This window comes from Streptomyces sp. NPDC026206 (genome assembly GCF_040638465.1).
In the GTDB taxonomy this organism is placed as follows: Bacteria; Actinomycetota; Actinomycetes; order Streptomycetales; family Streptomycetaceae; genus Streptomyces.
Genome location: NZ_JBEZYL010000010.1, coordinates 1 through 13,603, shown reverse-complemented (window position 1 = coordinate 13,603; position 13,603 = coordinate 1). Strand labels below are relative to the sequence as shown.

The window sequence follows — 13,603 nt, the reverse complement described above, 5'->3', positions numbered from 1 at the left end:
ATCAGGGAGAGGGTGTCGGTCCTTCCATCCGGTCGCTGATCCACTTCAGTGGTTCACGCATGTTCGAGAGGTAGGTGGCGCCATTGTGCCGGCCGCCGGGTATCTCCCAGAGCTTGGTGTGGACCGGTCCCTTGCCGTACGCGTTGATGAACTTCTTGACGCCGGCCATGGTCGCGGCGTTCTCCTTCGTACCGACCTGGAAGGCGAGGTAGACATCCGGCCCCTTGGCTGCTGTCAGTTCCTTGGCGAGGACCTCGGGGTTGTTCTCCCGCATCTCCTTCTCGTGGCCCTTCCACAGAGGGGAGTCGGGAAGGATGTCCGGGCCGTTGGCGACGGCGGCCTTGAACTTGTCCGGGTGTTTCAGCACGGACTTCAGGCTCGCGAAGCCTCCGGTGGAGGAGCCCATGAAGCCCCAGCCGTCGCGTGACTTCAGTGTGCGGAAGTTGGCCTTCATCAGGTCCGGGACGTCCTCGGTCAGCCAGGTGCCCATCTTCGGCTGGCCGGGGATGTCGCTGCCGTCCCAGTAGATTCCCTTGTCGTCCGGCCCGGGGTTGAGCACCGGCATGGCGAGGAGGAACGGCTTGCTCGCGCCCTCGTGGTACCAGGTGGATATGCTCTCCTGGAGCGAGACCATTCCCCGGTCGCCGCCCTTGAACTTGCCTATCCAGTAGTTGCTGTCGTAGCCGGGACCGCCGGGCAGGGCGATCACGACGGGGAAGCCGCTCTCGGCGAACTTGGGGTCGTCGGTGTACTCCTTGGGCGCCCAGACCCACACCTTGCCCTTGTACCCGGACTTCTTGCCGTCCAGGGTGACGACGCTGATCTTCGAGCCGTCGCTGAGGGTGTTGACGTTCTCGAACCCGGCTTTCGGTCCCGTGGGCAGCAAGGTCCTGGAGTTGGCAGCCTGCCCGCCGTTCTCGCCTCCGGCCCGGTCGTAGCTGACGGGATCGCCCTTGTCGGTGAACGGCGGGATCTCGTAGTAACTCATCACCGGCCAGGCGATCAGCCCGAGCGTGGCTATGGATGCCACCACGACGAGCCATCGCCTGGCGCGGGATGCCCGGCGGCGGCCCCGGGACGTGTAGACCCCGGTGGGTGAGTTCGTCATCGTGTTGCTCCGGCTGGTACTGCCCCGAGGGACAAGACGGTCGGTTCCGTTCTTGCAGATGAGCAAACCGAGGCCAAGGGTTCCAGAGATATCCGGTTAATCCAGTTTAGGTACGAACTCGTCATACGGCTTCCGCCGGGTCACCGGCGACGGCAGGCTGAGCCTCGCGGCCGCGGCCCGGACAGCGGCAGCGCCCCTTTCAGGCCGAAGGTGGCAGGGCGTCGGGGTTGAGGTGTTCGACCAGGCGGTGCAGGAGGTGGTGCGCGGTCGCCCGTTCCGCGGGGGAGAGGACGACCAGGGCGTCGTCGTTCACCCGGGCGACGACGGCTGCCGCCTGCTCCGCCGCGCGCCGGCCGTCATCAGTGGTGTGCAGGCAGAGCACGCGGCGGTTGGTCGGGTGGGGGCGGCGCTCCATCAGCCCTCTGCCGACCAGCTCGTTCACCGCGGCCCCCATGGACTGGGCCGTGACGCCGGCGCGGCGGGCGGCCGCGGCGCTGGAGATGCCGGGCTCACGGAGGGCGTCCCGCAGCACGTTGTGCTGCGCCAGGGTCAGGTCCAGCGCGCGGAGTTCCTTTTCCAGTCGGGCACCCATGGCCTGTGCGAACTGCCACGCGAGGTAGCCGGTGTGGGAGGACTGATCGTTCACGGGGACCACCATTTGTAAGGCACCTTATATTTACTGGTACTGTTATAAGGCAGCTTACAAGTTTGGACGGTTCTCGTGTCACACTCCACTGCCCCCTCCCCCACCCGCCCGCACCACGCCTCCTCGCACCCCGACATACCGGATCCAGCGCCGCCGCAGCACCCACAGGGCGGCCTGAAGGGCGTTCTCCTGCCGGTGGCGGTCGTGCTCGCCATCGGGACGATCTTCGTGAGCGTCTACCTCGCCGCGTTCCATGCCCCCAGACCGCATGATCTTCCGGTCGCCGTCGTGGGCACACAGCAGGAAACCCACCGGCTTGAGGAGGGGCTGGAGTCCGCCCTTCCAGGAGGCTTCGACGTACGGCCGTACGGGGACGAGGGCGCCGCCCGGGAGGCCGTCAAGCACCGTCGCGTCTACGCCGCCTACCTCACCGGCAGCGGCCACGGCGCTCCGAAGCTGCTGTACGCGGGCGCCAACGGGCCCTCGGTCACCGGCACCCTCACCGGAGCCTTCGGCGGAGCCGCCGAAGCGAGCGGGCACCGGCTCGCGCAGGAGGACATCCTGCCCGCCTCCACCGGCGACACCCGCGGCCTGTCGATCTTCTACGCGGCCTTCGGCCTGGTCCTGGCCGGCTACCTGTTCGGCATGATGACCTACCAGGCCGCGCCCGCGCTGCGCTTCCGGCAGCGCATGGCCAGCCTCACGCTCTTCGGCGTGCTGGGCGGGGTCATCATCGCCCTCCTCGCGGGCAGCACCGGCTTCGGCGCACTGCCCGGCTCCTTCGTGGGCATCGCCGGGATCACCGCGCTGATGGCCATGGCGGCAGGCGGTGCGACCATGGTGTTCATCAGGTGGGCCGGGTCGGCGGGCGCCGGGCTGGCCTCGATCGTTCTGCTGACCCTCGGCAACAGCACCAGCGGCGGCGTCATGCCCGCTCCCTACCTGCCCGGCTGGCTGCACCCGCTCGCCGCCGTCCTGCCCGTCGGCGCGGGGGTGCGTGCCCTTCAGGGCCTGGCGTACTTCCACCACGACGGCCTGGGGCGCGGCATCGCCGTGCTGGCCGCGTGGATCATCGCCTGCGCGGGACTGCTCTACCTGCGCGACGCGCGCAGCGCCCGTAGCGCCCTCGCTCAGCAGGTTCCCGCCTCCTGAGCCCAAGCGCCGACGCACCACGTGCTGCACGGCATGACGGCTGTCGGCAGCTCCTCAAGAGCTGGTGAGCGCTTGCGGGGAGAGGGTTTTCAGGAGGGTGTCGGCCCAGCGCATCTGGCGCAGGGTCTGAGGGTGGCAGTCGGCGGCCAGGTCCTGGAGTTCCCGGTCCCGGGCGGCCTGGGCGGCCTGGGCCGTCATTTCCCACCACAGGGAGTTCCCGGCGGCGGCCAGGTAGACCCTGCGGAGGTCGGCGAGGAGAAGAAGTGCGGGTTCGGGCCGGCGGCCGAGGAGCCCGGCCATGCCGTGGCCGAGTTTCTCCCCCAGTGCCGCGACGGGTCCCTCTTCGGCGGCGTCCCTGCCCGGACCGGCGAGGGGGTGGCTACGGTCCTGCATGACGTCGGCCAGGCGTTGCGCGTGTTCGGTGGACCACCGGGCCAGGTCGCGGGCGCCGAAGCGGACTTCGTGGTCGGCTGCGTGCCGGTTGCTGACGGCGGTCAGCAGGTGGGCCGTATCGGTCTCGCCGCGGTGGAGTTCGCGCAGCGTCCAGGTGATGCCGTTCACCGGTTTTCCCCTTCGCGCGCTGTGCCAGGTGTGCTTGTCCCCTCCGGTACGTGTGTGCCGGGAAGGACAGGGGCGGGGCTGGGCCGGCCGTTGCCCCGCTGGAGGAGGGTGACGCGGGCGGCCGCGGTCTTGAACAGCGGCTGTTTGGAGACGGGGTCCCAGTCGGTGACGGTCAGTTCGTTGGCGGCCCGGCCGGGCTCGTCGTCGGCGGGGCGGTGGCCGGCGGGGGTGTCCCAGTAGCCGTAGTGGAAGGGAACGAAGACCATCCCAGGACGGATCCCGCTCACGCGGAGCCGACCGGCGAGGGTGCCCCGGCAGGTCGATACGTGGCGCCAGGTGAACGGTGGCGGCGCGCGCCGTGGGGGTCGGCCGCGGGTCGGCCACGACCAGGCGCGGCGGCTGTGTACCGTGCAGACGGTCGAGGATGCGCATCCACAGCACTGGCTGCGTCTCGGCGGCGTTGTGACCGAACAGGGCGATCACATCGGCGTGGTCGACGTCCGTGTAGGAGCCGGGCTGGCCGTCACAGCCGAAGGTCTCCTTCAGTGCCTCCGCGGCCGTCGCCGTGCACAGCCGGGTGTTGCCGTCGAGATGATTCGTGCCGATCCCGGCCCGCGCGATCGTGGCCAGGGTGTAGTGCTCCTCCAGGAACAGTTGCCCGGTGGTGTAGAAGCCGATCGAGCCCGGCCCCCGCTCGGCCAGCAGGTCCTCGGAGCGCCGCACGACGCGGCCCATGGCGGTGTCCCAGTCGCATTCGACCAGCGTTCCGCCCTCGCGCACCAGCGGCCGCCGCAAGCGGTCCGGCGAGGCGCCCGCCTGCCAGCCGAACAAGTCCTTCGGCCCGAGCCGGCCGTGGTTGACCCGGTCACCCGCCCGCCCCCGCACCCCCACGATCCGGCCACCGCGCACCGCGATGTCCATCGCGTCACCGTTGGAATGCAGCAGCGACGCCGACGGCACCCACGCCTCGACATCGCTCTCTCCCACGCCCGCCGCCAGCTGGACATCCACCCGCACCGGCCACGTTGGACCAGGTCCGTACGGCGTTCGCGCTCCCCAGGGATCGGCGATCCGCTCCGGCCGGTCGGATGGAGCCATAGGGACAACCTCCATAGATCTGGCTTTGCGCGGCCGCCACCGGCCGCCCTCGACGGCCGCTGTCCGGGTGCCCCGCAGGCCGGTCCGTCAACCGCGGCCGACGACCTCGCCGAGAAGTCAGGCGTGGCCGGTGCCCGGCCAGCAGCTTATGGTCGGCCGCGGCGTCCGGCGCGGCAGCGGCGCGGGGCCGGGCGGTGTCATGTGCCCTGCCTGAGGGACGTCGTGCGCTGCGCCGAGGATGTCGTGCGCTCTGCCGGAGGAGGTCGTGCGCTCTGCCGGGGCGGAAGGAACGCCGGCGCGGCGGCCGACCGCTCCCGGGGCCTCACCGCGGCGCCACCCATATGAGGCAACGGGACAGGGCGTAGGGCCTTCCGGGACCTCAGGGGCGTCGCTCAAGTGGAGCGCGTGGAGGACGTGTGCCACGCTGGCTGCCGGGCCCGGTTCCCAGGAGCCACGCGGCGGCCTCCCGCGTGCCGGGATGCGTTCGGCCGGTCAGCCGGGTGTGTGCCCGCCGCGATGCGTCGCGGCCCCGCACGCCCGAGCAGGGCACACCCTCACGCACCCGATATGCCAGGAGGCGAGGCCCGCATGAACCGTTCCGGCATCGGCGTCGTCATCGCCACCCGCAACAGGGCCCGGTCTCTGCGAACGACCCTCCACGAGCTGACGAGCCTGCCGGAAACCCCCGAGATCGTCGTGGTGGACAACGCCTCGGACGACGACACCCGCACCATGGTCGAGACGCTCTTCCCCCGCGTACGCCTGCTGCGCCTCCCCGCCAACCAGGGCGCCCTCGCACGCACACAGGGCGTCCGCCTGCTCGACACTCCGGTCGTGGCCTTCAGTGACGACGACTCATGGTGGGCCCCCGGCGCCCTGCACCGTGCGGAACGCCTCATGCGGGACCACCCGCGCCTGGGCCTCATCGCCGCCCGCACCCTGGTCGGCAAGGACAACCGGCCCGACCCGATCAACACCGCCCTCGCCGGCTCACCTCTGCTGCGCAGGACGGATCTGCCCGGCCCGAGCGTTCTCGGATTCCTCTGCTGCGCCGCCGTCGTCCGACGCGACGCCTTCCTCGACGTGGACGGCTTCCACCCCCTGCTGTTCTTCGGCGGAGAAGAGTCCCTGCTCGCGTACGACCTCGCAGCACACGGCTGGGGCGTCGCGCACTGTCCCGACGTCGTCGCCCACCACCACCCGGCCCCGTCACAACGCACCGGGCGCGAGGCCGCCCTGCTGCGGAACATGCTGCTCACCGCCTGGCTGCGCCGCCCACTGCCGGTCGCCCTCCGTCACACCCTTTCCACCGCCGTGGCGGCACGCGAGGACCGCACCGCCCGGCGTGCCCTGCGGGCCACTCTGGCCCGGCTGCCCGCGGCCCTCGCCCGGCGCCGTCTCCTGCCCGCCGACGTCGAAGCCGACATCCGCCTGCTGGAGAGCGCCCACGCACCCGCCACACCGGTACCCACCGCACCACCGCCCGACGGACCGGTAACAGGAGTGGCCGGCCATGACCGATGAGCGGACCACCGTGGTCGTCATCACCCACAACCGCAGGGACGAACTGCTGCACACCCTCGGCCGGCTGGCCGCGCTCCCCGAGGCCCCGCACGTCATCGTCACCGACAACGGCTCCACCGACGGCACCTCCGAGGCGGTCACCCGCCACCACCCCGGCATGCTGCTGCTGAGCCCTGGCCGCAACCTCGGCGCCGTTGGCCGCAACCTCGCCATGCGGCACGTGACCAGCCCCTACGTCGCGTTCTGCGACGACGACTCCTGGTGGGCCCCGGGCTCCCTCCCCCGCGCGGCCGACCTCCTCGACCACCACCCGGCGCTGGCCTCGGTCACCGCCCGGATCCTCGTCGAGCCCGGCGGCGAAGAAGACCCCATCGTCCGGGAGCTGCGCCACTCCCCCATCAGCGGCCCCGCCTGGCTCCCCGGCCCCGCCCTCGGGTCGTTCCTGGCCGCGGCCACAGTCCAGCGCACCGACGCCTTCCACTCGGTGGGCGGCTTCTCCCCACGGCTGTGGCTCGGCGGCGAGGAGGAGCTGATGGCCATCGACCTCGCCGCGCAAGGCTGGTGGCTGGCCTACGTCGAGGAGCTCACCGTCCACCACGCGCCGTCGGTCCGACGCGATTCCACGCTCCGCCGCATCCACGGCATCCGCAACACCCTCTGGTGCACATGGCTGCGGCGCTCACCCCGGGCCGCCTGGCGGCGCACCGCACACCTCGTGCGCACCGTCCCCCGGGACACGGCGTCGCTGCGCGGCTTCGGTCAGGCCCTGGCCGGACTGCCCTGGGTGGTGCGAGAGCGAAAGGCCGTACCGCCGGAACTGGAACAAAGACTCATACTGCTCGACCACGCCCAGCGCCACTCGACCGCCCGCCGCTATGTGGGCTGACGCCCACGCCCATCGCTTCTGCCTGCCGACCACGCGGCCGACGGCGGGTCAGGTGCGGCCCTCCCTCTCCTGGACCTGCTCGAGGAGAGGCTGCCGTGCCATCCATGTGGCACGCAGTACGCGGAAACCCTCGGCCTCATAGGCGTCGCACACCTGGTGGTCGTCGTCGACCACCACCGCGACAACGCGGTCGCGGGCAAGGTCACGCAGCAGCTCCGGCTTGCTGACGCGGGCCGGCCGACGGTCACCGGGACCGCGCATGAGAAGCCGGCCCTCGGGAAGTCCGTGCCCGGCAAGCCAGGCGAGGGTGTCCTGACGGCAGTGCTCCGGGCGACCGGTCACATAGGCCACCTCGCAGCGCCGCGCACCGGACGCGAGCAGTGCGACTCCTTCGGCCAGCGGGGGGTCCGCTCCCGCTGCCGCGAAGAAGGCGTCCCAGTCGCGCGGGCGGCTGCGCAGATGGTGCAGCCGGTGCCGGACGTCGGCCAGCGTGCCGTCCAGATCGAAGACGGCCACCGGCCGTGGCCCGTCACCAGTGGCCGGCCATTCCGGCATGTCCAGCCCCCACGTGCTCTCGCAGGCCGGGCCGGGATCGTCCGCGGGGTCCACCAGGAAGCCCCCTTGGCCGTCGAAGCGCACTTCGAACACCGCGTCGAAGCCGTCCGCCCGTCGTGGCCTGCGGAGGTGCTTCAAGGTCGCGTACACGCCGATGTCCGGCACCCGGTCCCGGCCCTCCCTCGCGGCATTGCGTACCAGCGCCCCGGTGACATCGGGCGGGAACCAGTAAGCGACCGTCCGGGCGCCGTGGGCGCGGCCGGCCTCGATGAGGGGCGCCCATTCGCGGGGCGAGGGGTTGGTGTTGTCGACCACTACCGGCACGACCTCCCTCAGGGCCTCTTCGACCAGGCGCATCTGACGGCGCTGCCGGTGCCGGGCGTTGCGGAAGAGGTCCTTGCTGACCAGCGCGTGAGTGCCGGCGAAGGTCTGGGCGTAGAACGTCGACTTGCCCGACGCCTGCATGCCCACCAGCACAACCAGCTCGGCGTGCGGCTGGGGCTCCATGGCCGGGGAGCGCCGCGATCGGACGACGTCGCACACCTGCCGCATGATACGCGCGTCCTCCTTCGTGAGACCGGTACGCGTTTCCGCAGGTGTCCACGCAGCCGTGGCCACGAGAGCGCGGCACCCCGAGGGCGCCCGAGACCGGGCCGCTGCCGGGCTCACCCCGAATGGCGCAGTCACGGAGGCGAGAGTGCCGTGGAGCCCATCGCCGGGGTCATGATTCGAGAGACGCCGGTATTCGTGGCGGGTGTCCGGTGCGCAGCATGTGCAGCACGGCCCGCTCCGCGGGCCCCTGGGTGGCGGGGATGCCGTAGGCGCCCTCGTCACCGAGGCGGGGCAGTGCGGCGGCGATGGTGACGCCCTCCTCGTACAGTTCGATGACGCGCGGGTTGATGTAGGAGGCGCGACAGATCGTGGGCGTGTTGCCGAGGTATCCGGCGACTTCGCGGGCTGCCCGGGCGATGGCGCGGCGTCGGGCGGTCTCGCTGTGCGCGGTGGACTGGGAGACGGCCAGCGCCACGGCGGCCATGACGGTCGCGTGCCAGGTACGGAAGTCCTTGGCGGTGATGTCCAGGCCGGCCAGTTCCTTGAGGTAGGCGTTGACGTCGGCGCTGTTCACGTCGTGCCAGGCGCGGTGCTCCCAGTAGGCGAGGAGCCGGTCGCCGCCGCCACAGCGGCGCAGCAGCGCGGTGAGGCTGCGGCAGGCGGCGGGGTCCGCGACGGTCTGGATGATCTCCTTGCTGTGCTTGCCGGTATAGGTGAACAACACAGCGCCGCCCTCGCAGTGAGAGTGTTCGCGCAGCAGGGTGGTCAGACCGTAGCTGTTGTGCAGCTCTGTGTAGCGGTCACTGCCGATGCGGAAGAAGCCGAGGTCCAGGAGGCGTACGGCGGTGGCCAGAACGCGTTGCCTGGTGAGGCCGCGGTCGCCCAGGTGCGCCTCGACGGCCTCCCGGACGGCGGGCAGTGCCTCGGCGACGTCGAGGACGTGGTCGTGCTTGGCCTGCTCCTGCTCGGCGCGGAACTGTGGGTGGTACAGGTACTGGCGGCGGCCGGCGTCATCGGTGCCGACGGCTTGGAGGTGGCCGTTGGCCCGGGTGCAGATCCACACGTCGCGCCATGCGGGCGGGATGACCAGCGCGCGGATACGGGCCAGCTCGTCGGGGTCACGCAGCGGTTCCCCCCGGGCGTCGAGGTAGCGGAAACCGCGCCCGTGGCGCATGCGGGTGTAGCCGGGGTCGGTGGGCCGACTGTGGTGAAGACGCAACCCGACCTCCTTGAACGCGCACGCGCACGCAGCTCCCGAGCGGTCGGCGCCGGGGCGGTCGCGCGGCCGCACACGGTCCTACCGCAGCGTCCTGACTGGAGAACGCTCAGGCGGTCCCCTTCATGCCTCGGCGGCCCGCCTTCCCAGCGGCCGCAACTCGCCCGGCCCGAAGCGTGAGTCTCGACGGCGTCGGCTCATGACCCGAGCGCCGCGAAAAATCCCGTGGGAAGAGAAATCGAGCCGGACGGCCGGCGCGAAGTCCCGGGTTTTGGGGATGATGGCTCCGACTTCGGCTTCGGCCGGGCGCCACTACGACTTCACGGCCCACGGCGGCACCCATCCCGCAGAGATGCCGTTACTCGGGCCGAGTTCGTGCGTGTGCGAGACATTCATCGAACTCGTCCGTGTCCGGGCCGAGGCCCAGCGGTGTCGACTCCTGTGACCAAACAAACACACACCGGTACCGGGGCCCATTCGGCACCTTGGCAGGGGGGATGCCCGCGCCCATTCCGCAGTGGGGTGCGCACAGCTCACTGCGGGATGATCCGGCATGCCTGGGCGCGCAACACAGTGGTAACACGGTCTCTGGTGCCCAGCTTCCGGTAGATGTTCTCGGTGTGTTTCTGCACGGTGCGGACAGAGATGCCGAGGCGGCGACTGATAGCGGCGGCGGTGAGCGCGTCGGCGAGCAGGGCCAGCACGTCGACCTCACGGGGCGTCAATCCGCTCTCGGCAGCATCCCGTTCCGCTGGACCGGGGCCGGCCTGACCGCTGGGCACCTCCGCCATGGAGGCGCGGTAGCTGCGCAGCAGGGCGGCCTGCCGGTCGACGCCCGCGAGCAGCGGCTGCACTCGCCGGGCGAAGGCCAGGTGCTCCTCGGTGAAACCGCTGCCGGCGCGATAGACCAGGAACCCTCGGACCGGTCCGGAGGCGGCAGGCAGGGGGACACCCAGAATGTGATCCGATGCCAGGGCCCCTCGTAAGCGCTTCGCCATGACACTGTTGCGCCATTCCGCTTCGCCGAGGACCTGGCCGGCGGTCACCGGCTTCCGGTCCCTGGAAGCCGCGTAGTAGTCCGTCAGGGGATTGCAGTGACGGATTAAGTGCTCTGCGTGATCGCCGATATGGCTCCTTACGGTTCCGTCCGGCAACCAGATGTGCATCGCGCCTTCACGAGCGGTCCAATCGCGGGACTCAAGAACGAGGAACTCCGCATCGCAAACGCGCAGTATCTCGGTTGCGATCGGCGACCATAATTGCTCCGGGTCCTGCTCGTGAAGCGCGGCCACTGCTAGGTCGAGCATGCGCTCGTGGTCGCGTACATGCATGACTGACACCCCCCGGTTGATGGATACGCACTTTTACTTATAGCAGTCTTGTGATCGCTTGAGCGAGGCTGAAAGGGCCGGAGGTCGGCAAGTTGCCCATGGCCGCGCGCCGTCAACGGGGAGGACGCGCGGGTCAGGGGCAGGGATAGTTGAAATCGAGTCAAAGTAGGGGGCGTTGGGCTGTCGGCTGACGTCGGCAGGGCGCCGGGAATCAGTAACCCGTGGTAGCAGGCGGCGAGGGTGCCCCCTGCCCGCATTCGATTGTCCGGAATGTCCCCTCCGCTTCGTGGGCCGTCCAATCGATTTCAGGTCTATTCGATTCCCTATGCCCTCGCCTCTCTTATCGAGACGTGCATCACTCGCCGACCAACTTCGCCAACGGGGGAAAGACTCTTGTCGCTCAAGCACGCCATTGAACGCCCTTTGCAGCGCGGTGAGCGCGCCCAAATCGTTGAGCGCTATACGACTTACAAACCCTTGGCGCTCCGCCGAGAACGCCCTCTAGTAAATGCCCTAGGACCAGGCCCACGCCTGAGGCGGCGTTCGTCGGGCCTCGGCCTCCGGGGCGGCCGGGAGCGCCGCCTCGCCGTGTGGGCAGTCGAGAACGTGGTTGCCGCTGGTGCCGCTGGGCGCCCGGACGGGGAGGAGTAGGCATGGCCGCCGAGAAGAACGACATCGTCGGGGCCCTCCGGAAGTCGCTCAAGGAGAATGAGCGCCTCCGGCGGCAGAACCAGCAGCTGCAGGACCGGGCCGACGAGCCGATTGCGATCGTCGGCATGAGCTGCCGCTACCCCGGCGGTGTGACGTCGCCGGACGAGCTGTGGGAGCTGGTGACGCAGCGGCGCATCGGTACCTCGGAGTTCCCGGCCGACCGCGGCTGGGAACTGGAGCGGCTGTACGACCCGGACCCCGATCACCCGGGCACCTCGTACACGCGCTCGGGCGGGTTCGTGGACCGTGTGGCCGAGTTCGACGCCGAGTTCTTCGGCATCAGCCCGCGTGAGGCGATGGCCATGGACCCCCAGCAGCGCTTGGTGCTGGAGGCGGCCTGGGAGGCCTTCGAGTACGCGGGCATCGACGCGACCGCCCTGCGCGGCAGCGACACCGGTGTCTTCTGCGGCGTGATGTACCAGGACTACGGGTTCGTCGCGGGCATGAGCGACCGGCGGGACGAGATCGAGGGCTACCTCACGACCGCCGCCGCCGGCAGCGTCGCGTCCGGCCGGATCAGCTACTCGTTCGGCTTCGAGGGACCGGCGCTGACGGTGGACACGGCATGCTCGTCCTCGCTCGTCGCGCTGGACCTGGCAAGCAAGTCCCTGCGGTCCAAGGAGTGCTCCCTGGCGCTGGCCGGTGGCGTGACCGTGCTCGCCAGGCCCAACGCCTTCGTCGAGTTCAGCCGGCAGCGCGGGATTTCGGTGGACGGCCGGTGCAAGTCCTACGCAGCCGCCGCCGATGGCGTGGGCTGGGGCGAGGGCGCCGGCCTGGTGCTGCTGGAGCGGCTGTCGGACGCGCGCCGCAACGGTCACCGGATCCTGGGCCTGCTGCGCGGCACTGCGGTCAACCAGGACGGCGCGAGCAACGGCCTGACGGCGCCCAACGGTCCCTCGCAGGAACGCGTCATCCGGGCAGCACTGGCCAACGCCGGCCTGAGCCCGGCCGACGTGGATGTAGTGGAGGGCCACGGTACGGGCACCCGGCTGGGTGACCCGATCGAGGCCGAAGCGCTGCTGGCGACCTATGGCCGCGAGCGGAGCAGTGGCCCGCTGTGGTTGGGGTCCATCAAGTCCAACATCGGCCACACTCAGGCGGCCGCCGGTGTCGCCGGTGTGATCAAGATGCTGATGGCCATGCGGCACGAGACGCTGCCCGCCACCCTGCACGTCGATGCGCCGTCGCCGCACGTGGACTGGGCCGCGGGCGAGGTCGAGCTGCTGACCGAGCCGCAGGCGTGGCCCGCCTCGGAGCGGCCGCGTCGTGCGGGTGTGTCCTCGTTCGGGATCAGCGGGACGAACGCGCATGTGATCGTGGAAGAGGCGCCGGCCGAGGACCGGACGCCGGTGGAGCCTCGGGCGGACCGGTCCGTGGGCGCAGTCCCGGTGGTGGTGTCCGCGCGTGGTGAGGAGGCGTTGCGTGCGCAGGCCGATCGCCTGCGCGAGCGGGTGCTTGCAGATCCCGGGCTGGGGCTTGCCGATCTCGGGTTCTCGTCGGTGACGTCGCGTGCGCTGCTGGAAAACCGCGCCACGGTCGTGGCCTCGGACCGTGAGGAGCTGTTGGCCGGGCTGGAGGCCCTTGCCGGTGGTCGGCCTGTGTCCGGTGTGTTCGAGGGCCGTCAGGTCCCCGGCAGAACAGCAGTGTTGTTCACCGGTCAGGGTGCGCAGCGGGCGCGTATGGGTGCGGAGCTTGCCGCATCGTTCCCGCGCTTTGCTGAAGCATTGGATGAGGTGTGTGCGGAGCTGGACCCGTTGGTGGGCCGCTCGGTGCGGGAGTTGCTGTCCGCCGAGGACGGGTCGGCAGAGGCTGCCCTGCTCAACGCGACGCAGTACACGCAGATGGCGTTGTTCGCTGTCGAGGTGGCGTTGTTCCGCCTGACCGAGTCGCTCGGTATACGGCCGGACTACCTGATCGGGCACTCGGTCGGCGAACTCGCCGCCGCACACGTCGCCGGTGTCCTCTCCCTCGCGGACGCCTGCGCGCTCGTAGTCGCACGAGGCCGGCTGATGGGCGCACTGCCGACCGGTGGTGCGATGGTTGCCGTCCAGGCCACCGAGGAGGAAGTGACCGCCTCCCTGACCGGCTTCGAAGGCCGGCTGGAGATCGCTGCCGTCAACGGACCCCGCGCGGTCGTCGTCTCCGGTGACACGCAGGCCGCGGAGGAGTGGCTGCCGCAGTGGAAGGACGTCAAGACCACACGACTGCGGGTCTCCCACGCCTTCCACTCCCCCCGCATGGAACCCATGCTGGAAGAGTTCCG

10 protein-coding genes and 2 pseudogenes are annotated in these 13,603 nt (G+C 70.5%); 4 read left to right on the top strand and 8 right to left on the bottom strand.

Annotation, left to right across the window (positions count from 1 at the left end; genetic code table 11):
• Position 1: 1 nt before the first annotated feature.
• Entirely contained in the window at positions 2 to 1,108 is a 1,107-nt protein-coding gene (locus AB0F13_RS16370; protein ID WP_362081650.1) for an alpha/beta hydrolase-fold protein, read from the bottom strand.
• Between the two features lie 199 nt (positions 1,109 to 1,307).
• Entirely contained in the window at positions 1,308 to 1,754 is a 447-nt protein-coding gene (locus AB0F13_RS16365; RefSeq protein WP_362081647.1) for a MarR family transcriptional regulator, read from the bottom strand.
• Between the two features lie 75 nt (positions 1,755 to 1,829).
• Here AB0F13_RS16365 and AB0F13_RS16360 point away from each other — a divergent pair, with 75 nt between their 5' ends.
• Positions 1,830 to 2,906 carry an ABC transporter permease gene (locus tag AB0F13_RS16360; RefSeq protein ID WP_362081644.1) on the top strand — a complete coding sequence of 359 codons (1,077 nt, stop codon included), beginning with the start codon at positions 1,830 to 1,832 and terminating at the stop codon, positions 2,904 to 2,906.
• A 557-nt stretch (positions 2,907 to 3,463) separates the two neighbouring features.
• On the opposite strand, the gene AB0F13_RS16355 is transcribed toward AB0F13_RS16360, so the two are convergent.
• Complete coding sequence (locus AB0F13_RS16355) at positions 3,464 to 3,754, bottom strand: molybdopterin dinucleotide binding domain-containing protein (RefSeq protein WP_362082089.1); 291 nt, start codon at positions 3,752 to 3,754, stop codon at positions 3,464 to 3,466.
• 37 nt (positions 3,755 to 3,791) lie between these two features.
• A pseudogene (locus AB0F13_RS16350) lies at positions 3,792 to 4,565 on the bottom strand (molybdopterin-dependent oxidoreductase); the annotation flags it as partial.
• Between the two features lie 588 nt (positions 4,566 to 5,153).
• Between AB0F13_RS16350 and AB0F13_RS16345 the strand changes: the two are divergent.
• Together AB0F13_RS16345 and AB0F13_RS16340 are read left to right on the top strand one after the other, a co-directional pair.
• Positions 5,154 to 6,089 (top strand): glycosyltransferase, encoded by a 936-nt coding sequence (locus AB0F13_RS16345; RefSeq protein WP_362081641.1) that lies wholly within the window; start codon positions 5,154 to 5,156, stop codon positions 6,087 to 6,089.
• Positions 6,079 to 6,975 carry a glycosyltransferase gene (locus AB0F13_RS16340; protein ID WP_362081638.1) on the top strand — a complete coding sequence of 299 codons (897 nt, stop codon included), beginning with the start codon at positions 6,079 to 6,081 and terminating at the stop codon, positions 6,973 to 6,975. Before AB0F13_RS16345 ends, AB0F13_RS16340 begins: the two co-directional genes overlap by 11 nt.
• Positions 6,976 to 7,023: 48 nt before the next feature.
• On the opposite strand, the gene AB0F13_RS16335 is transcribed toward AB0F13_RS16340, so the two are convergent.
• The 4 genes and pseudogenes from AB0F13_RS16335 to AB0F13_RS16320 all read right to left on the bottom strand — a co-directional run bounded on the left by AB0F13_RS16335 (position 7,024) and on the right by AB0F13_RS16320 (position 10,629).
• Positions 7,024 to 7,530 carry a hypothetical protein gene (locus AB0F13_RS16335; RefSeq protein WP_362082086.1) on the bottom strand — a complete coding sequence of 169 codons (507 nt, stop codon included), beginning with the start codon at positions 7,528 to 7,530 and terminating at the stop codon, positions 7,024 to 7,026.
• Positions 7,531 to 7,749: 219 nt separating this feature from the next.
• A pseudogene (locus AB0F13_RS16330) lies at positions 7,750 to 7,995 on the bottom strand (AAA family ATPase); the annotation flags it as partial.
• Positions 7,996 to 8,251: 256 nt separating this feature from the next.
• On the bottom strand, positions 8,252 to 9,301 hold the full coding sequence (locus tag AB0F13_RS16325; RefSeq protein WP_362081635.1) for a DNA topoisomerase IB: 1,050 nt from the start codon (positions 9,299 to 9,301) through the stop codon (positions 8,252 to 8,254).
• A gap of 530 nt (positions 9,302 to 9,831) precedes the next feature.
• Positions 9,832 to 10,629 (bottom strand): helix-turn-helix transcriptional regulator, encoded by a 798-nt coding sequence (locus AB0F13_RS16320; RefSeq protein WP_362081632.1) that lies wholly within the window; start codon positions 10,627 to 10,629, stop codon positions 9,832 to 9,834.
• A gap of 653 nt (positions 10,630 to 11,282) precedes the next feature.
• On the opposite strand from AB0F13_RS16320, the gene AB0F13_RS16315 reads away from it, so the two are divergent.
• On the top strand, positions 11,283 to 13,603 hold a 2,321-nt coding region (locus tag AB0F13_RS16315), incomplete at its 3' end, for a type I polyketide synthase (protein WP_362081629.1).

Bases quoted from the DNA above. Each gene is read 5' to 3' on its own strand.
- AB0F13_RS16370 (WP_362081650.1), bottom strand. From the start codon at position 1,108: ATGACGAACTCACCCACCGGGGTCTACACGTCCCGGGGCCGCCGCCGG.
- AB0F13_RS16320 (WP_362081632.1), bottom strand. From the start codon at position 10,629: ATGCATGTACGCGACCACGAGCGCATGCTCGACCTAGCAGTGGCCGCG.
- AB0F13_RS16335 (WP_362082086.1), bottom strand. From the start codon at position 7,530: ATGCCGGAATGGCCGGCCACTGGTGACGGGCCACGGCCGGTGGCCGTC.
- AB0F13_RS16345 (WP_362081641.1), top strand. From the start codon at position 5,154: ATGAACCGTTCCGGCATCGGCGTCGTCATCGCCACCCGCAACAGGGCC.
- AB0F13_RS16340 (WP_362081638.1), top strand. From the start codon at position 6,079: ATGACCGATGAGCGGACCACCGTGGTCGTCATCACCCACAACCGCAGG.